The organism is Wolbachia endosymbiont (group B) of Germaria angustata (genome assembly GCF_964026725.1).
Taxonomy (GTDB): domain Bacteria; phylum Pseudomonadota; class Alphaproteobacteria; order Rickettsiales; family Anaplasmataceae; genus Wolbachia; species Wolbachia pipientis_C.
The window spans coordinates 242,902-261,765 of sequence record NZ_OZ034691.1 but is presented as its reverse complement, the minus strand read 5'-3'; the positions used below and the strand labels follow the sequence as shown (position 1 = coordinate 261,765).

Sequence of the window (18,864 nt, the reverse complement as noted above, 5' to 3'; positions counted from 1 at the left end):
TGACGGGCAGCTTTTTTTGCCATATACTACCCTTAGTGAAATTTTAATATTTTTGGAGTATGGTTATGGGAAAATTTGAAGCAATAAAAAGTAAATATACAGACAAAGGATTTTGGTCAGCAGCTAAAGAAGTGCCTGTGCAAGGTTGGGATCTCGTAAAAGAACATAAAGGCAAGACAATTGGTATTTCTTTAGCAGTTATAGCAGTAGCCTCGCTTACAGCTGCTTATCTCTTAAGCCCAGCTTATGCAACTTTTGTTGGTAAAGTTGGAACAAAAGCTGCAACACTTGTTAGTCCTGCTATTACTGCAATGTCTGCATTTGCAGTTGCTCATCCACTCATTGCTAGTTTGGTAGTTCTTGCTGCAGTAGCAGCTTTAATAACTGCACCTGTGCTTGCATATAAGAACAGTAGTAAATCAGAGGAAATTAAAGACTTTAGTAAAGGCATCGAGGAAATAGAGGAAATAAAAGAAATAGTGTACAAAGACAAAGATAGTCAACAACCAAGCACTAAAATAGATAGTCTTAAAGCACTACCTTATTTGGCGCAAGATCTCTCTGTATAAATTATGTTTTCAACAAAAGGGATAGGCTTCTATCCCTTTTCACAATTTTTTTTTGCATCTTAAGCAGTGTTATTTGAAAGTCTATAATTATTACATCTACTGATTAATAATGTTAAGAATAAGTAAATCTTGTTTACTATTTGCATATATCAAAATGAAAAATGTTTGCATATTGTTAAAAAAGCAGTAACTTATTATCAAGTGAATTCACTAATATTTGAGTAAAATTTAAATGTCAATCGACCTTAGTTTACCAGAGCTACCTGTATTACACCCAAGGATTACCGTTGTGGGGGTGGGTGGTGCTGGCGGAAATGCTGTAAACAACATGATCCAATCCAATTTGCAAGGGGTAAATTTTGTTGTAGCAAATACCGATGCTCAAGCGTTAGAGAAGTCATTATGTGATAAAAAAATTCAACTTGGTATTAACTTAACTAAGGGTCTTGGTGCCGGCGCTTTGCCTGATGTTGGTAAAGGTGCAGCAGAAGAATCAATTGATGAAATTATGGAGCATATAAAAGATAGCCATATGCTCTTTATCACAGCAGGGATGGGTGGTGGTACTGGAACAGGTGCTGCACCGGTAATTGCAAAAGCAGCCAGAGAAGCAAGAGCGGTAGTTAAAGATAAAGGAGCAAAAGAAAAAAAGATACTGACTGTTGGAGTTGTAACTAAGCCGTTCGGTTTTGAAGGTGTGCGACGTATGCGCATTGCAGAGCTTGGACTTGAAGAGTTGCAAAAATACGTAGATACACTTATTGTCATTCCCAATCAAAATTTATTTAGAATTGCTAACGAGAAAACTACATTTGCTGACGCATTTCAACTCGCCGATAATGTTCTGCATATTGGCATAAGAGGAGTAACTGATTTGATGATCATGCCAGGACTGATTAATCTTGATTTTGCTGATATAGAAACAGTAATGAGTGAGATGGGTAAAGCAATGATTGGTACTGGAGAGGCAGAAGGAGAAGATAGGGCAATTAGTGCTGCAGAGGCTGCGATATCTAATCCATTACTTGATAATGTATCAATGAAAGGTGCACAAGGAATATTGATTAATATTACTGGTGGTGGAGATATGACTTTATTTGAAGTTGATGCTGCAGCCAATAGAGTGCGTGAAGAAGTGGATGAAAATGCAAATATAATATTTGGTGCCACTTTTGATCAGGCGATGGAGGGAAGAGTTAGAGTTTCTGTTCTTGCAACTGGCATTGATAGCTGTAACGACAATTCATCTGTTAATCAAAACAAGATCCCAGCAGAGGAAAAAAATTTTAAATGGCCTTATAATCAAATTCCAATATCAGAAACAAAAGAATATGCTTCAACTGAGCAAACAAACGAAAGAGTTAAGTGGGGCAGCAATGTTTATGATATACCAGCTTATTTAAGAAGAAAAAAATAATGCAATTTTGGCTACTAAAGTCAGAGCCAAGTGAATACTCGTGGCAAAAAATGGGAAAGGAGCAGGTGACGCAGTGGAATGGTGTATGCAATTATCAAGCTCAAAATTACATGAGAGCTATGAAATTAGGCGATCTTGCATTTTTTTATCATACAGGTAAAGAGAGAGTTATACTTGGAATAGTTGAAGTATTAAAGGAGTATTATCATGTTTATAACTCCAAATTTGGACTAGTGAATGTAAAACTTTTAAAACCTTTAAGTAACCAAGTGACGTTAAACAGTATAAAACAAAACCCACTTTTGAAAAATATGGTTATATTAAAACAATCACGTTTATCAGTTTCTCCGGTTTTAGAGACTGAGTGGAATGAAATAATAAGGATGAGTGATGTGTAATATCTGTTGCCAAACAATATTACCTCAGCACACAACATACAGCTGTATGAGTGTTTGTTTCGAAGTAGCCGATTTTGCATCAAACACAAAGCAGTGCTTGACACTGGAATCCAGCTGTAATGCAACCACATTAAAAATGTTGTGTTTTAATATAGCTTTTATATTCACTCACCTAATGTCTAATCAAAATTCCTGGATCCCAGTGTCGGGGCACTGGGATGACATCCTTCTAGTGTACAATATTCGTATAGTTGTGTGTATGATACGATGGTCTATAATTCTTCTTTTTTGGGTTCCAATGTCAAGTGATGGGGTAATGTCCTTTCTGGTGCTTTATTCATGTTAGAAGTAAATATTCTTGATAAGAGGTGGCATAGTATTACGAAGGACCCACAGAGTTTTGTATTAAATATTATTAATGCTTCTCTAAAAGAATTAAAAATAGATCATTATAAACCAAATATATCAATAGCTCTCGCTGATGATAACTTGCTACATCAACTTAATCTTAAGTTTAGAGAAATAGATAAGCCAACTAATGTACTATCATTTCCATGCGAACAGTTATCTAGTGAATGTGATCTAGGAGACATAGCAATTGCAGTAGATACAATAGAAAGAGAGTCTCATGAGTACTGTATATCTATCCTCACTCACACTGCACACATGTTAGTTCATGGATTGCTGCATTTACTTGGCTATGATCATCAAAAAGAAGATGAAGAAATTATAATGAAAAGTTTAGAGAGCAAGATTTTAGCTTTGCTTGAATTTGAAAAGGAAAAGTATGGTAGATAATACCAAAATATGTTATTTACAAAAAAGGGGTTTTAGCTGTAAAAGGTAAGCAATATGGTTCAGTTTTCTTTACCAAAAAATTCTAAAGTTAATAAAAAGGGCAAGGTTTATCCTACTCCTACTGGAGCAAAAAATATTAGAAGATTTCAAATTTATCGTTGGTCTGCTGATGATGATAAAAATCCAAGAATAGACACATTTTTTATCGATATGGATAATTGTGGCCCTATGGTACTTGATGCATTAATAAAAATAAAGGATGAAATAGATTCAACCTTAACTTTTAGACGCTCTTGCAGAGAAGGAATATGCGGATCTTGTGCAATGAATATTGATGGTACCAACACTCTCGCATGCACTAAATCTATACATGATATAAAAGGTGAAGTAAAAATATATCCACTACCTCATATGTATATAGTAAAGGATCTAGTTCCAGATCTAAGCCAATTTTATGAGCAATACAAATCGATTAAACCTTGGTTACAAACAGATAAATCTGCCTTACAAAATAAAGAATACTTTCAATCTCCTGAAGATAGAAAAAAATTGGATGGTCTGTCTGATTGTATACTATGTGCTTGCTGTTCGACTGGTTGCCCAAGCTATTGGTGGAATGGTGATAAATTTTTAGGGCCAGCGATATTACTGCAAGCTTATAGATGGATTGCTGACAGTCGTGATAATAAGAAAGAAGAAAGACTTGCTTCTTTAAACGACCCATTTAAGTTGTATCGTTGTCATACAATAATGAATTGTACAAAAACCTGCCCGAAAGGTCTTAACCCAGCAAAAGCGATAGCGAAAGTAAAACAGCTTATGGTAGAGAGAGGAGGAATTTGAGTGTTATTTCTGGCACTCTTCGTAAGAAAATAGTAGACCCTCTGAAGCATAGGGTATTGTTAATACCCTAAACGTTCTTCCGTTCATGAAATGTATTGTTTCACCATATGATTCCAGTAATCTTTTGAACAACTCATGTCTTTGATTATTAATAGTTTGAAAATCATTTTTTCCTAAAAGCTTTTTAGATTCAAATAGGTGAAGCATAATCTCGTGATAAGTTGGATAAGACTCCAAAAATTTTGGATCAAACTGAAAAGTTCTTATAAAAGCATTATTATAAAATTTTAGCTTTTGATTCTTACTATATATCGCTACAGCAATCGATAGCTTCTCAAGCAAACTTTCTTGTGCAGCTAAACAATTGCTTAGCTCAGTATGTAATTTTTTTTCATCACTAATATCTTTTCCATACATTACTATGCTATTAGAATTTTGCATTGGAACTTCAACAAAATTAAAAACCTTAGGTTCGTTCTTGTAAGTTATTACACACTCTCCTGGTTTTACGTTATAGGAGCCACTCGCAACAGTAAATTTTTTAGAGCTGCCTATATATTTATCATAAAATAAGTTATAAAACCTTACTTTTTTATTCTTATTGTGCTTCAGTATTGGAAATGGTAAAGAGTCAAAAATTTTTTTATAGTTCTCCAATTCTCGCATAAGCCTACTATTTTCTAACTCAAGTTCATTAGCTTTTATCTTATAATCGGAGATATTCCTTATCCACAACAACACACCAATCACATTATTAGAATAATCTATTATGCTTTTACCATAACATGTGCAATAAACCTCACTGTCTTTTGACTTTAAATCTAGAGTAAAAGATTTATTTATTTCCTTTGCCTCAGCAAAACTTTTAATTAAGCTTTCTGATTGCTCAAAAAAATTTACAAACTCATTAAATGAATAAAAAACAGTATTAAGCAAAATTAGTAAATTGGGAGAAAATTTTTCTATACGTTTTTTTGCGTCCCAAATATAAAATCCATCATTTACAGTATCTATTAAATTATTTATGATAACATTTTGATGTTGTAAGTCCTTAATTTTATTACTAATTTTTAATTTAGAATATGAGAAAAAGAAGAATACTAGAATTAGTAGTAAAACTATTTCATACAAAAAAAACATAGCATTCTAAAACAAATATAAAAATTTATAACCTCTCAGCAAAGAGATTGTACTGAAGAGGTATATAAGTGAAGATTGCCCAATACCCTAAAGCCTAATCTTTTATAAAGGTTTACAGAAGGTTTCATGCAATGTGCTACTATGTATTTGCATTCAAATTGCCTAGCTATCTTTATTCTTTCTAGAACCATTTGAGTTCCTATTCCACGACCCCTGTAAATTGGTAAAACTCCATCACTATAAAAACCAGCTATGCTGTCTTGAATATAAAGACCGCATGTTCCAACAATTTCGTTATTTAGCATTACAAGAAAAAATCTTAACCTTGAGCTCTTATCATCATAATTCGATAATTGGCGAAAAAATGTGCTAACAATACTAATTCTATGATAAAAAATTTTAGAAGTGTGTAAATCTAATTGCTCTAAGAGCTCACTACTATTTACAACATTGAACTTCAAATTTGGAACAGCATCATCAGGCAAAAAATAATCTTTTATATTGAGTAAAACTTTTTTTGGTGTGCTAACGTGTTTTATTTCGCATTTTTCTAAAATACCCCCTATTTTTATACGTGGACTTATTATCCATGTTGCTTCTATATTTCGTGCTTTGAGATAATTTAGAGTTCTGTATATGGAAAGCTCAGTACATTGATCTTCACAAAACACAAAATTAAATAACGATTCTCTGGTACCATTTACTGTAAATATAACATTATCAAATTTGTCATGTATTTCCCACTTGGACAAATTCGTTGCATAAAGTATATAATCCTTTAGGTTCTGAATAATTAAGCTTGAATAACAAATTTTTTTATTCTGCATAAACCAACAATAAACAATAAAAGGCTCCTATAAAAACAAAGGCTAAAATTGCAGCTACAACATCATCTAGCATAATACCTAAAGGACCTTTTGTATTTTTATCAATCAAATTTATAGGCCACACTTTTATTATATCAAAAAACCTAAAGGAGAAAAAGCACACCAACAATACAGAGCTATTCATTTCTTGTTCTAATAATATTGAAACTAGAAGTACTGTCAGCAATTGACCAACTACTTCATCAATTACTACCTCTTTTGGATCATGCGGAGCTTTGTAATGTTGTATATAATTGCCTGTAGACCATAATCCAACTAAGAATAAAAAAAAAATAATTGCTGTACCTAAAATTCTGTCATTGAGTAATATAGGAACAATTGGGTAAGCAGCCAAGCTGCCTATAGTACCTGGCATGTTTTTTACCGTGCCAGATAGCCACCATGTTGATATTAATTTATATAAAAATTTCACAATATACCGAAATATAAAACTAATTTACAAGAACAGAAATAGTATCTTCTATAGAAGTATTTTCATATAGCAATCTATAGATCGCTTCACATATGGGCATTTTTATCTTTAGCTTTTCTGCTAAATCAAATGCAGACTTAGCAGTGTTAAAACCTTCAATTACCGACTTACCTTCTGATAAAATCTGCTGAGCACTAGAACCATTACTATTAGCTACTTTAGATCCAAAAGATAGATTTCTTGAATTTAATGATGTGCATGTCACAACCAAATCGCCTAAGCATGCTGGTCCAAGTAGTGTATTTATATCTACATTGCCGTCACCAACTTTTGCTGAGTATAAAGCCTTAATTTCACTCATACTTTTCGTAATTAATGCTGCATGAGCATTAAACCCAAACCTACCTAGAACAACCCCACATGCTATAGCAAAAACATTCTTTAACGCTGCACAAACCTGTATTCCTATAACATCGCTACTAAGGTACAATTTAATATTTTCTTGCTGTAGCTCTGATACTAATTTTGAACCTAATACTTCATTTTGACATGCAAGAACCATCGAATATGGTAATTTTCTTGCAACTTCTATAGCAAAGCTAGGACCAGAAAAAACAGCAAGAGGATTATTAGGTAAAACTTCATTGACTACTTCACTAGGTAATTTTAATGTAGATTTTTCTATTCCCTTACAAGCCAAAATTATTGCTACATTTTTTTTTAGGTTACAATCATTCAATTGATGACATATCTCCCTTAGAGACTGAGTGGGAACAGCTAGAATTATTACTGAAGCATTAACTGCATCTTCAATAGCTAATTTTACTGATACATTATCAGAAATTGGACAATCAGGTAGCTTGTCACTTTCTCTTTTCTCTTTAATTGATTCAAACATGGCCTTATTGCGAGTCCACAAAATTACATTTTTCTTACTACTTAATGAAATCGCAATTGCTGTACCCCATGCGCCAGCACCTAAAACTGATATTACCACTCAATATTCCTGAAAGTATTACTTATAATTTAAAACTGTAGAATAAGTAAATTAAAAATATAACATAAAAGTATAAAATAGTTTAAATATCTATTAACCTAAGTATTCTTTTAATAAAATAGCTTCTATTCAATATTTACTAAAAATAGTATTATTATAGTATATCTATTGTATTTTAGATCTATTTGTATAATTTTGGAACGACATATTAACTATTAATTAATAAGTGTAATTTCTATTATTCATTAATAAAAATTTGATTTATTACTTTCCTTGGTTATATATATTACTAAAATTATAAATTATTTATGGGGTGTAAAATATGCGTATATTATTAATTGAAGATGATCAAGTAAGTGCAAAGACTGTAGTTAATGCCTTAACTTCTGATGGACATTTTTGCGAAGTTGTTACTTCTGCACAAGATTATAACAATAATATGGTTTCCTCGGGTGGAGACTATTACGATCTAGTTATTCTAGATATACACCTGCCTGGTGATATTGATGGATATGATATACTGTTAAGATTAAGAAGTGCAAAAATCAAAGTTCCTGTTTTAATACTTTCGTGTATCTCCGCTGCCAACCATAAAGCTAAAGGACTTGGGTATGGTGCCGACGATTACTTAACCAAGCCATTTCACAAGAGCGAATTATTAGCTCGAATTAAGGCCATAGTCCGACGTACTAAAGGTCATCCCGAATCAGTGATAAAGATTGGTAATATGAATATCAATTTTGATCACAGGATTGTTGAGGTAAAAGGCAAAACAGTTCACCTTACTAACAAAGAGTATTCCATGATAGAATTGCTGGCATTGCGTAAAGGAGCAGTGTTGACAAAAGAAATGTTTTTAAACCATCTTTACAATGGCTTGGACGAACCTTCAGACAACAAAATAGTTGATGTTTTTATGTGTAAATTACGTAAAAAACTTGAAAGTGCAAATGATGGAATAAGCCACATAGAAACCATTTGGGGTAGAGGATATGTCCTAAAAGAGTATGTTGACGATGAAGAATACTCTAGTGCTAATATAAGCGAAAGCAGTAGTGACTATCAAGCAGAACAAGTGAAGGACAGCGCATGAAATGCTTTATTCACCCATTCATTGAAGCAACAAAATAGGTAGATGAAATAAGATAAAAACCAATCGTAAAAGTGAGGTAACATGGTTAGTCTTTTAGAACTTTACAAAGACTTGCAGCAAAAAATAGAAAAGTTGGAAGCTAAGCTAAAAGTTATAGGTAAGAAAATAAGGTTTTAGAGATAGAGGGTGATGAGTTAAAGGAAAAGCTTTGTTAAGTTCTAAAGGAAATACAAAAAGAGATAAGCCAAGAAGTAAAAGGAATATAGGTGGTCAAATTGAGCGTACAGGGTATGTGAAATGTTTGATACATTTACATAGTATGGCTGACATTCATGCATTGCCTAGGTGAAATATAAGCCGAGTTCTGTTTATGTAGCTATTTATCTGGAGTAAATGTTACCATTTACTTCATGCGATTTACCCGAGTAGATATGAGAAAAACATAAAATCTACTTCTATTTAATCTTGCTCCTAGTGTTGGTTACTTGACTACCAATGTTGCCATTGTTATGGTGTGCTCTTACCACACCTTTTCACCCTTGCCTAATAATATTTAGGCGGTAATTTTCTGTAGCCCTATAACTGGAGTTACCTCCGGCGGGCGTTACCCGTCACTACCTTTTCTTGGAGCTCGGACTTTCCTCTGCTGTGTTTATCACACAACAGCAGCTACTTATTGCACCTAGGAATTATACTTTAACATTAAAACCACAAAAGCAAAAGAAATTTTCCTAACAGTCTACATACTAAAAACATTCAGACAAATAGCTAAAGGTGATATTCCGGTACATCATCGCTATCCCAAGATAAGCTTTTTTCACTTTTAGATTCTAGCTCAGTCAGTCAAGACCCTGGTCCACCGCTTGAAGACGATGAGCTACTTCTTGACCGACTACTACTCTCCACCGATATACTGTTTAGCACTGTTTCAGATTGATCCATAGTTCGCATAGATATATGTCTCATTCTGTTATTAGCGATAAAAATTTCTTCATCGCTATTGCCACTTGAAGATGATCGCCTTCTATCATTGAAATTAGTTAGTTCTAACACAGGAGCAGCATTACGACCCTTAACATATTTGTATGCTATGAATCCTATAATTCCAGCAATACTTATTATCGCTCCAACCAAAGACCCACCTATCATTCCTGCCCTATTAGACTCTATAGCAAGCTGAGTGGGCTGTGGTGAAGGAGTAGTTTGAGGAAGTAAAGTTGTAGTGAACAGAGGAATTGTTACCTTTGTTCCAGTACTTGATATAGTGGACACTGTTTGTATAGTTTTCTCTGAGTTTGTTGTTGGCGCATTAGTTGGCATTGTAGTAATCATAGTTGCTTGTGAAGTCGCAATAGTTTCAGCTACTGTTGTTGGTTCTGATGACGTACTCATCTTAGTTGTTAATTCTGTTAAAGGCTTACTCATCGTAGTACTGCTTGCTGTAAAAGTTGACTCAACAGTCGCTGCTGTAGATTTTACAGTACTTGTCTCAGTTTCTGAAGTTACTATCGGTGCACTAGTTGACGTTGTAGCAACTGTGGTCGCTTGTGGAGTAGTAGTTGTTTTTGCTACTGTTGTTGGCCCCACTGTTACTGTACTTGTTTGAATTGTTGACTCTGTTGAAGGCCTACTCGTTGTAGAAGTAGGTGCAGTGGTAGTTGATGCTACTGTTGTTGACTCCACTGTTACTGTACTTGCCTGAGTTGTTGACTCTGTTGAAGATTTACTCATTGTGGAAGTTGGTACAATGATAGTTGATGCTTCTGTTGTTAATTTGGTAGTCTTTACAGTGTCGGTTTCTGTTGTGCTAGTAATTGCAGCAGTCGTCGTTTTCTTAGAAGTCACAACCGTCTCTGTAACAGTTATAGGAGACACAGTACTGCTGGAAATAATACTAGGCATCAATTGGCCGTTAATGATATTAACAAAATCACTGAGAGCTTTGATACTGCTTGTCGGTATTATCGTTGCTTCAGAAGATTTTCCAGAGCTCTCTCTATTAAAAGTTATAATACTCTCTCCACTTACCGCAGTGACGATAAAACCTCCTTGGCCATTGTCTTTAACGTACAATTGTTCTATAGGATCTTCACATTCACAAACAGTAAAATTTGATTTTGGTCCTTTCTTAGCAAGGCTTACTAAATGCAATTCTTGCGTATTAGAAGATTGTTTTTTTGCAAGAAAAGCAACCTGATCATCGCCTTCAGTTTGTTTCACATACTGTAAAAAGCTTATTTCATATTCTCTGGAAAGAGATAGTGCTTTATTATCTATCTGACATCTCTTACTAAGCAAACATTCATCTTTCTTTCCACTTTTTAGATCCTCAACCACTTTGGCCATATCGAACTTAAAAATATTTGTTCTTACCTCTTGATTTTCAATACTATTTTTTCCCACTTGCGAATAAAGCATCGTATTTTCATCTAGTACTAATTGCCCTGGATTATTAAACTTGAATAATTTTCTTTCTATGATGCCGTTTGCTCCAGATAAAGCTTTAAATTTTCCATTCGTGTCTGATTGTAAATACCAAGAAACTAAAGCTTGATCCTTTAAATTATGAGCAACTACAACAACATTACCATTACCAACTTTCACTGCTTTTGGTTGAAAGTAGCTATTGCCTTTATTTGCATCATTATGGTTATTAATGTTTTTTTGTAATTTTACTTTTCCTGAATGCTCAACTAAGGGAGCATTCGTTGAATGCTTGATTTCGTAAGTGTTGAATGTTAAGCCTTTGATGCACTTTCTTTCTTTGTTAGTTTCTTCTGTAGGAAAGATAACTCCAACTTTATCTACTTCAGCTGAATTTTCTATTAGTGCGGGAGATAATTGGCCCTTAAATTCATTTGCTACGTTGACACCTGTATCACACTCGTATGTTTTTGATTGATATAGTAGGCTAATAAGTAACTTTACTCTACTGCTTCCATTGCCATTATCTTGATAGCTTAGTCCATAAGTAACTCCATTTCCTTCAATCAACCCTACGTTTTTTGGATTAAAACCTATCGCTTCTTTAACTTTCAGTATAGTTGTATTAACTCCAAATAATCTACTTAATATAGACATAATTATATTTAAAATCTTAATAAATGCTATTATGATTATTTCTGCATGTTAATGTCAATGAAAATTTTAACTAAAATTAATACCTTTATAATCTGCAAAGCGAGATATGGAAAATGAGTAGCAGTAAAGAATTCACAAATTGAGTGCACCCACTCTACAGATATAATATTGTAGAGCTCAAAAAACCAACAATTGCAATTGTTAACTCTTCAAGTATAATTTGTTGAGATTTACACGAACCTTATTAGATGAAAGAGAAAGAAGAACAGTTTAGTTTTACATCAGACAACCTCAGAAAAGCGAAAAAGTCTATAGAGATGTATCCTAAAGGTAGAGAAGGTAGTGCCGTCATGCCTTTACTATACCTGGTTCAAGAACAATGCGGATGGGTTCCTGAATCTGCCATGCGCTGCGTTGCTGACATGCTTCATATTCCACATATTCGCGTTTATGAAGTGGCAAATTTTTATACCATGTATAATTTAAAGCCAGTGGGTAAATATTTGATACAAATTTGTAGGACAACTCCTTGCTGGTTATGCAATAGCGAGGAAGTTTTAAGTACCTTTAAAAAGAAGCTTGGAATCAATATCGGTGAAACCACTAAAGATAATCTATTTACTTTAAAGGAAGTTGAATGTCTTGGTGCATGCGTTAATGCCCCTGTGGTGCAGATCAATAATGACTTTTATGAAAATCTCACTCCTGAAAAAGTGGAAAATATCATAGCAGAGCTTTCAAGCAAATAGATGGAAAAGTTTTCGTTTAGGATAACCAAGCAATCAGGTTCTGCAAGAGTTGGCATAATTAAAACTCCAAATGGAAACATAGAAACACCAGCATTTATATTTTGTGCAACCAAAGCTGCCATTAAAGCTGCAGATATCGAAAGAATCAGAGAAGCAGGTACTCAGATAATACTTTCTAACACTTATCACCTAATGCTTCAACCTGGAGAGGATACTGTGGCAAAACTTGGTGGCTTGCACAAGATGATGGGATGGAATGGACCAATGCTCACTGATTCTGGTGGATACCAGATATTTAGTTTAGGACACGGATCAGTTTCAGAAGAAATAAAGGGAATAAGACAGAAACAAAAAACTCTGATCAAAATTAATGAAGATGGGGCAATTTTTCGTTCTTACATAAATGGTAAAATTTATTGCTTAACTCCTGAAAAATCTATACAAATTCAACAAAAATTAGGCGCAGATTTAATCCTAGTTTTGGATGAATGCACTCCATTTCACGTCAGCAAGGAGTATACAAGGAAATCGATGCTCATGAGCCATAGATGGGCTGAACGTTCTTTAAATGAGTTTGAAAAAAATAATGATGGCAAACAGGCGCTGTATGGAATTAGCCAAGGTGGAGTGTATCAAGATTTACGTAGAGAAAGTTGTAATTTTATCAATAATTTGCCATTTTTTGGTCAAGCAATAGGTGGATCGCTTGGTCAGAGTAAAGAGCAGATGTATGATGTAGTTTCCTTTACTATGGAACATTTAAAAAAAGATAGGCCTACTCATTTGCTTGGTATTGGTGGAATTGTAGACATTTTTCGTGGAGTAGAGCTTGGAGTTGATACATTTGATTGCGTGCATCCAACTCGCCTCGCAAGACATGGTGGCGCACTTGTTAAAGTAAAAAACAGAGATTCTATTTCTTCAAAGTGTAAAGAGCATATTAATTTGCGAAATCAACGATTCGAACTAGATGATAACCCAATTGAAAATGACTGTTTGTGCTTTACTTGCAGAAAACATTCAAGAGCTTATATACACCATCTACTGAAAGCTAAAGAGTTGCTGGCTTATACACTCGTTACCATTCACAATGTTTTCTTCATGAATAAGTTGATGGAATCAATAAGACAAGCAATATTGAATGATAGGCTAGATCAGGAAAAAAATAATTGGATTAGTGAAATACCGCTGCATTGTGAATTATATACCTAGTTCATATTTTGCACATGTGCGTTGCATTTTTTAATCTTCTTTAAAAACTTGACAGTACCGTATATATACGGGTATACTAGAAATACAATTTTGTGAGGCATTTATGGTTAAAAATAAAGAAAAACATCAAATAGCGTTTTGCGTTTCAGCCTTTACACTCTTAGCTGGTTTATCATTGATCGCAACTGGAATTGCAGTGGGTACTGTACCTGCTATAGCTTCTTGTTTAGTGACAGGAGGAATTCTAACTGCCTTGTCTATTGTGCAATCAGTAGAAAGCTATTTATTTTTACAAAACAGCGAAAAAGCTTTCAATAAAATGATTAGTGGTATACGCGATGAACCAGAAAGTAAACTTTTTATAGAAAGGATTTTGCAACCATTCATTGAACTTTTTAGTGAGCATAAGCAACATAACTAAAGTACACTAAGCATAGAAACAACTTTATCGTAACTTGGCAGTGACTTAATTTCTCCAATCGCAGCTAAAGTAATTTTTTCATGCTGAGATAGCAATTCTTCTGCTGCTTTTTTTATATCGTAAATAGTAACAGCACTAATTTTTTCTATTAATTCGTTTTTACTGATGTATTTATTATAGTTGCCGTAGTAGTGTCCTAACGTTTCAGCACGCGAGCTAACACTTTCGCGTGACATTAAAATTTGGGATTTTACTCGCTCTTTTACTCTATTTACTTCTTCTTCCTTTAAATCATCTGTAGACAATTTCTTTAGCTCTGTCGTTATGGATTTCAAAAGCTTATCTAGATTACTGCTATCTGTACCAGCAAAAATCGAAAGCATTCCTGTATCAGCATAGCTAGAGTTGAATGAGTAAATGGAGTAAGCAAGCCCCTGCTTTTCTCTTACTTCCTGAAACAGGCGTGATGACATTCCACTTCCCAGTATAGAATCAAGCACCTTGAATGTGTGATATCTATTATCATCACGAGAAACACTAGGTAGACCAATTAATAAATGTACTTGATCTAATTTACGATGTTCTAAATACTCACCACTGGTATAACTTGCATTCTCGCTTTTTTTCAGCTCTTTTGAATGAATCTTTGAGAGAAAGTCTTTGATTAATTGAACAACTTCCTCATGCTCAACATTTCCTGCAGCAGCAAATATCATATTTCCGCCAAAGTAATGCTCCTTTATGTAGTTATTCAGATCTTCTCGAGTAAAAGATTTGACAGTATCTTGCGTACCCAAGATTGACCTACCAAATGGTTGATCTTTATAAGCTGCTTCAAAATACTTATCAAAAATGATATCGCTCGGTGAATCATTAGTTTGAAAAATCTCTTGTATTACAACACCCTTTTCGCGTTCCAATTCATCCTCTGGAAATGTAGAATTCATTAATATATCTATTAATATATCAATGCCAGTCTTTATATCTTTTTTAAGAACCTTTGCGTAATAACTTGTACTTTCTCTACCGGTGCAAGCATTGAAAGCTCCACCTATGTCGTCAAAAGCTTTTGCAATTTCAAAAGCAGTTCTTGTCTTTGTTCCTTTGAAAGCCATGTGCTCTAGGAAATGAGATATTCCATTTTGACTTGCACTTTCAGCTCTACTGCCAACACCAACTCGTATATTTAAAGCTACGGAATCAACTTCATGCACTCGCTCAGTTATTATGCGCAGACCATTATCTAGTTTTGTTACTTGTGGTATATTCATCTTATATATTCTTCTTTAAATTCTCTTCTACAAAATCCCAATTGATCAAATGATCAAGAAAAACTTTTATGTAGTCAATTCTGCGATTTTGGCAATCCAAATAGTATGCATGCTCCCATACATCCATAGTAAGTAGTGGCACCTGGCCATAAATTAGCGGTAGATCCGCATTTGGAGTTTTAGTGATTTTGAGTTTTCCTTTTTCAAGCACTAACCACACCCATCCACTACCAAATTGGCTTACTCCATAATTTGAAAATTCTTCACAAAATTTGTCAAAGCCACCAATATCATCTTGAATTTTTTTTGCTAGAAGACCATCATCTTGAGGCTTACCACCACCATTCTTTTTCATTGAATTCCAATAAAAAGTGTGATTCCAAACTTGTGCTGCATTGTTAAAAATAGGAACTATATTATTATTTCCGTGAACTTTCGTTACTAATTCCTCAATTTCCATATGTTGATAATCTGTGTTTTCAACCAGTTCGTTGAGTTTATTTAAATATCCCTTATGGTGCTTATCATAATGAAAATCTAATGTCTTTACAGATATATAAGGCTCTAAAGCTGCTTTATCATATGGCAACTCAGGTAAAGTAAAACTCATGCTGACCTCTTTATTTTCGATGGTATGGTAATATGTGCTTTTGCGCAACACATAATTTAGTTAGGTAGTGATTGCATTTATTCTAAAACAAGCGATATTAGTAAGATAATTATGTTTTTATTATTAGAGGGGTAATATGTCAAGTTTATTCAAGAATTTTAGTAGATATGCTAAGTTCGGAGATGTTCCTACCAAAAGTGTTGGATGTAACAAAATTCCACAAAATAGTTTCTATAAATCCGTTCATTATATTAATAGTGTTATTGGGCCAGTGAAAAATGTAGCTCTTGGTAGTTACAAAAAAATCCTTCTATGATTAGGATTATTACTTTTGCGTTAGCTAGTGTAATTCTGCAACCTTTATATCTAGCATTGGCGTATTTGTCATACTGGCCAGCAAAAGGATTAGCGAAAGTAGTAGATAGTTTTGATCTTAAGCGTAACACAAAATCGTTAATAGATTATTCATCCATGTTGTCATGTAAGGCATGGGACCATAGTAGTGCATTATCTAAATTTGTTAACACAGTTTTAAGTTATGTTGTTAGTGCTGTTATTTGGGCTGCTGCGCTCGTTGTTACGCCACTCGTTTGGACTATTGATAAAGTGGCAAGTAAATTTAGTGATGCAAAAAGTGAAGGTGTTGGTAGTCCTTCTTTTTCAAAATAGATAGCCTACCAAGTACATGTGAAACCATTGTATCTGTGTGGCAAAATAAAGTAGACGAGATAAAGACAACTATAGAAGCAAGAGGATGTCATGCAAGTAGCTGACACTGGGCATCCAGCTTTTTCGCGCAAAAAACGTTGTAAGGTGTTTACCAACTTAGTTGAATCCCAGCTGGGATGACACTTGGTTATGCAAGAAATCTATTGTCAAAAAAAATTACTTCCGCATATTTTGAATCTGATTATAATGATAATTAGAGATATTTTAAGAGCTCAAAATCTATCTTTGTCTGCAGACTTCAACTAACTTTTCAATAAAAAACGTAGCGTATCTTTTTCAGCATATATACACGTCTGTCATATGTGCGCTGCATTTTTTTCTAATCTTTTTATACAGGAGGATTTTATGTCCAGAATTCCAGATACTTGACTTTTACTTTAGCTAATAATGGGCGCCTATGATTTTTATAAAGAAAGTGTAGGAAATAGAAACATTTCTGTTTTTTGAGTAACAAAAAACCACTTTAACTTGCCATTTATATTTGAAAAGTAATTATATTAATATAATATTCATATTTATATACTAATATTAGTATATTTGCAAAATTAAGGAATGTATTATGTTTCGAGGAAATTTACAGGGTTTCAATAGTGAGGAAAAGGGAGTAGATTTACAACAAAAGTTGGATGATTTTTCAAGTTACAGTGTAATTCGAGACATTATGCGTATATGCTCCAATAAATGTCAAAATAGTTCATCACTGCAAGAATGCCTACAACAATGTCTTCAAGTATTATCATTTTATAGTCTTGAACTTTCCGAACTTCGTTCACAAATTAGTGAGAAATTAGCAGCTAGTACAAAAAGTCTCTATGATGAAAGCGAAAAATTATTGCTTATAGTAGATGAAATACACAATCAAGATCCAATGTATTTTTAATCACAAAAGAAGATATTAGTAAACTAATATCTTCTTTTTTTTATCCGTTTAGCAGAGTGATAAAATAAGGTAGACAGATAAGACCACCATAAGAATAAAAGGTATCATGCCAGTGCTTGACACTGGAATCCCGATACAATGTCGAACACTTTTTTTTGCCTTTCGAGAGTAAGTTCTTTCAATCGAAACACTATATGTACGTTATCATCGTCAATTTCAATGCGTTGAACTAACTTTCTTATTATATCAAGTTTAGTTTCATAGTCTGCTTGATTAAGCTCTCTCAGAGGAAAAACTTTCTACACTGTTTGTGATAAAATCTAATTCTCTCTGTAGCCTCTTTTCATCGATAGCTTCTTCCCTTTGATCTCTGATTCCTTTAACTCCTTTTCCATGCTCTCAACTTCTAAGTCATACTTTTCCTTCGTTATATGACCCCTTGCATATACATAAGCTAATCTTTCTATACCTTGTTCTATTTTATCTGCGCGTTTTTCAATCTCATCCTTTGCATGCTTATTTTCATATTTTAAAAGTCTAACCTTTGTCATTGCCTCTGGTTCTTTGAGTACCATCTTCATTTCTTTCCATACTGCTTCTTCTAGTATATCAACTCGTATTGATTTGCTGTTACACACCCTATTCCCACCAAAACGAATTGATTTTTTCTTTCAGTCCTCGGAAAAATCTTACTTAGCTTAGCTATAGATGTTTACAAAAGAAATTCAAGTGAGTGAAGAAAGAAAAATTATTTTTGCAATACCGTAGGTACGCTCCACAATTATATTGAAGTTTTTATTGCACTCAAAACCTTCATTTTTCCTCATTTCTAGAATTATTAACGCATTATCATTTAACCATCCTGAGTGAGCTAACTCGTCTAAAGTTGAGTTAATCAGATTGATATTATAAGGTGGATCCATAAAAACTATATCGCACTTTGAAATAGGTCTTGGTAATACGTTAGCATTGCAACAAATTAACGTGATATCGTTCGTAATTCCAAAATCTTCTGCTGTTTTTTTAGGCAGTTGCAAATTGTAATAATCTGAATCTACCATGAATGCATGTTTAGCACCTCGAGAAAGTGCTTCAAATGAAAAAGAGCCACTTCCGCAGAATAAATCAAGTACATTTAGGTTGTAAATAGGTTTTCTTGAAGAAAGTATACTAAATATTGCTTCTCGGACACTACTCATAGTGGGCCGTACAGATAAATTCTTGCCTGTAGTTATTTTTCTTCCACGATATTTACCCGCAATAACACGTAACATATAAAACAAGTTCGAAGTTAACTAATTATTTATAATACACATTTAATGTCAACATAGCTTCAGCAGTCTAATAGAAAGAAGGT

22 protein-coding genes and 1 other RNA gene are annotated in these 18,864 nt (G+C 33.7%); 13 read left to right on the top strand and 10 right to left on the bottom strand.

What is annotated here, in order from left to right; all coding sequences use genetic code 11:
- Window positions 1-65 precede the first annotated feature (65 nt).
- From AAGD63_RS01260 to AAGD63_RS01240, 5 genes are all read left to right on the top strand, one after another.
- On the top strand, window positions 66-569 hold the full coding sequence (locus AAGD63_RS01260) for a hypothetical protein (RefSeq protein WP_341813552.1): 504 nt from the start codon (window positions 66-68) through the stop codon (window positions 567-569).
- 232 nt (window positions 570-801) lie between these two features.
- Entirely contained in the window at window positions 802-1,986 is a 1,185-nt protein-coding gene (ftsZ, locus tag AAGD63_RS01255; protein WP_108784061.1) for a cell division protein FtsZ, read from the top strand.
- The gene (locus tag AAGD63_RS01250; protein ID WP_264330442.1) at window positions 1,986-2,384 is read left to right on the top strand and encodes an EVE domain-containing protein; all 399 of its coding nucleotides are present in this window, start codon (window positions 1,986-1,988) and stop codon (window positions 2,382-2,384) included. The genes ftsZ and AAGD63_RS01250 overlap by 1 nt, the downstream gene beginning before the upstream one ends.
- A 339-nt stretch (window positions 2,385-2,723) precedes the next feature.
- On the top strand, window positions 2,724-3,182 hold the full coding sequence (gene ybeY, locus AAGD63_RS01245) for an rRNA maturation RNase YbeY (RefSeq protein ID WP_015587883.1): 459 nt from the start codon (window positions 2,724-2,726) through the stop codon (window positions 3,180-3,182).
- Window positions 3,183-3,236: 54 nt separating this feature from the next.
- Window positions 3,237-4,025, top strand: a complete 789-nt coding sequence (locus tag AAGD63_RS01240) for a succinate dehydrogenase iron-sulfur subunit (RefSeq protein ID WP_006014752.1) — start codon at window positions 3,237-3,239, stop codon at window positions 4,023-4,025.
- 3 nt (window positions 4,026-4,028) lie between these two features.
- Here AAGD63_RS01240 and AAGD63_RS01235 read toward each other — a convergent pair whose 3' ends face one another.
- The 4 genes from AAGD63_RS01235 to AAGD63_RS01220 all read right to left on the bottom strand — a co-directional run bounded on the left by AAGD63_RS01235 (window position 4,029) and on the right by AAGD63_RS01220 (window position 7,461).
- Window positions 4,029-5,165 (bottom strand): hypothetical protein, encoded by a 1,137-nt coding sequence (locus AAGD63_RS01235; protein ID WP_341813551.1) that lies wholly within the window; start codon window positions 5,163-5,165, stop codon window positions 4,029-4,031.
- Window positions 5,166-5,200: 35 nt separating this feature from the next.
- The gene (locus AAGD63_RS01230) at window positions 5,201-5,992 is read right to left on the bottom strand and encodes a GNAT family N-acetyltransferase (protein ID WP_341813550.1); all 792 of its coding nucleotides are present in this window, start codon (window positions 5,990-5,992) and stop codon (window positions 5,201-5,203) included.
- A complete protein-coding gene (locus AAGD63_RS01225) occupies window positions 5,982-6,407 on the bottom strand; it encodes a phosphatidylglycerophosphatase A (RefSeq protein ID WP_010406878.1) in 426 nt (141 codons plus the stop codon). The genes AAGD63_RS01230 and AAGD63_RS01225 overlap by 11 nt, the downstream gene beginning before the upstream one ends.
- Before the next feature lie 76 nt (window positions 6,408-6,483).
- On the bottom strand, window positions 6,484-7,461 hold the full coding sequence (locus AAGD63_RS01220) for an NAD(P)H-dependent glycerol-3-phosphate dehydrogenase (protein ID WP_264330445.1): 978 nt from the start codon (window positions 7,459-7,461) through the stop codon (window positions 6,484-6,486).
- A 322-nt stretch (window positions 7,462-7,783) separates the two neighbouring features.
- Between AAGD63_RS01220 and AAGD63_RS01215 the strand changes: the two genes are divergently transcribed.
- Complete coding sequence (locus tag AAGD63_RS01215; RefSeq protein WP_341813549.1) at window positions 7,784-8,554, top strand: response regulator transcription factor; 771 nt, start codon at window positions 7,784-7,786, stop codon at window positions 8,552-8,554.
- Window positions 8,555-8,762: 208 nt separating this feature from the next.
- Window positions 8,763-8,903 carry a hypothetical protein gene (locus tag AAGD63_RS06125; protein WP_410542026.1) on the top strand — a complete coding sequence of 47 codons (141 nt, stop codon included), beginning with the start codon at window positions 8,763-8,765 and terminating at the stop codon, window positions 8,901-8,903.
- On the opposite strand, the gene rnpB is transcribed toward AAGD63_RS06125, so the two are convergent.
- Together rnpB and AAGD63_RS01200 are read right to left on the bottom strand one after the other, a co-directional pair.
- Window positions 8,892-9,240: RNase P RNA component class A (gene rnpB, locus AAGD63_RS01205), an RNA gene on the bottom strand. The genes AAGD63_RS06125 and rnpB overlap by 12 nt on opposite strands.
- A 157-nt stretch (window positions 9,241-9,397) precedes the next feature.
- Window positions 9,398-11,635 carry a hypothetical protein gene (locus AAGD63_RS01200; RefSeq protein WP_341813548.1) on the bottom strand — a complete coding sequence of 746 codons (2,238 nt, stop codon included), beginning with the start codon at window positions 11,633-11,635 and terminating at the stop codon, window positions 9,398-9,400.
- A 248-nt stretch (window positions 11,636-11,883) separates the two neighbouring features.
- Between AAGD63_RS01200 and nuoE the strand changes: the two genes are divergently transcribed.
- From nuoE to AAGD63_RS01185, 3 genes are all read left to right on the top strand, one after another.
- On the top strand, window positions 11,884-12,384 hold the full coding sequence (gene nuoE / locus AAGD63_RS01195) for an NADH-quinone oxidoreductase subunit NuoE (RefSeq protein WP_264330482.1): 501 nt from the start codon (window positions 11,884-11,886) through the stop codon (window positions 12,382-12,384).
- The gene (gene tgt / locus AAGD63_RS01190) at window positions 12,385-13,596 is read left to right on the top strand and encodes a tRNA guanosine(34) transglycosylase Tgt (protein WP_341813547.1); all 1,212 of its coding nucleotides are present in this window, start codon (window positions 12,385-12,387) and stop codon (window positions 13,594-13,596) included.
- 103 nt (window positions 13,597-13,699) lie between these two features.
- Window positions 13,700-14,017: a hypothetical protein gene (locus AAGD63_RS01185; protein ID WP_341813546.1), complete on the top strand. Its 318-nt coding sequence runs from the start codon at window positions 13,700-13,702 to the stop codon at window positions 14,015-14,017.
- On the opposite strand, the gene AAGD63_RS01180 is transcribed toward AAGD63_RS01185, so the two are convergent.
- Both AAGD63_RS01180 and AAGD63_RS01175 read right to left on the bottom strand, forming a co-directional pair.
- On the bottom strand, window positions 14,014-15,288 hold the full coding sequence (locus AAGD63_RS01180) for a pitrilysin family protein (protein WP_341813545.1): 1,275 nt from the start codon (window positions 15,286-15,288) through the stop codon (window positions 14,014-14,016). The two genes, AAGD63_RS01185 and AAGD63_RS01180, sit on opposite strands and share 4 nt — an antisense overlap.
- Window position 15,289: 1 nt before the next feature.
- Entirely contained in the window at window positions 15,290-15,898 is a 609-nt protein-coding gene (locus tag AAGD63_RS01175; protein ID WP_341813544.1) for a superoxide dismutase, read from the bottom strand.
- Between the two features lie 136 nt (window positions 15,899-16,034).
- On the opposite strand from AAGD63_RS01175, the gene AAGD63_RS01170 reads away from it, so the two are divergent.
- From AAGD63_RS01170 to AAGD63_RS01160, 3 genes are all read left to right on the top strand, one after another.
- On the top strand, window positions 16,035-16,214 hold the full coding sequence (locus AAGD63_RS01170) for a hypothetical protein (protein WP_341813543.1): 180 nt from the start codon (window positions 16,035-16,037) through the stop codon (window positions 16,212-16,214).
- Window positions 16,215-16,279: 65 nt separating this feature from the next.
- Window positions 16,280-16,567 (top strand): hypothetical protein, encoded by a 288-nt coding sequence (locus AAGD63_RS01165; RefSeq protein ID WP_341813542.1) that lies wholly within the window; start codon window positions 16,280-16,282, stop codon window positions 16,565-16,567.
- Window positions 16,568-17,186: 619 nt separating this feature from the next.
- The gene (locus AAGD63_RS01160; RefSeq protein ID WP_341813541.1) at window positions 17,187-17,507 is read left to right on the top strand and encodes a hypothetical protein; all 321 of its coding nucleotides are present in this window, start codon (window positions 17,187-17,189) and stop codon (window positions 17,505-17,507) included.
- A 320-nt stretch (window positions 17,508-17,827) separates the two neighbouring features.
- Here AAGD63_RS01160 and AAGD63_RS01155 read toward each other — a convergent pair whose 3' ends face one another.
- Window positions 17,828-18,145, bottom strand: coding sequence for a hypothetical protein (locus tag AAGD63_RS01155; protein ID WP_341813540.1), 318 nt, complete (start codon window positions 18,143-18,145; stop codon window positions 17,828-17,830).
- A gap of 87 nt (window positions 18,146-18,232) precedes the next feature.
- Window positions 18,233-18,781 carry a 16S rRNA (guanine(966)-N(2))-methyltransferase RsmD gene (rsmD, locus tag AAGD63_RS01150; RefSeq protein WP_341813539.1) on the bottom strand — a complete coding sequence of 183 codons (549 nt, stop codon included), beginning with the start codon at window positions 18,779-18,781 and terminating at the stop codon, window positions 18,233-18,235.
- Window positions 18,782-18,864: the final 83 nt, after the last annotated feature.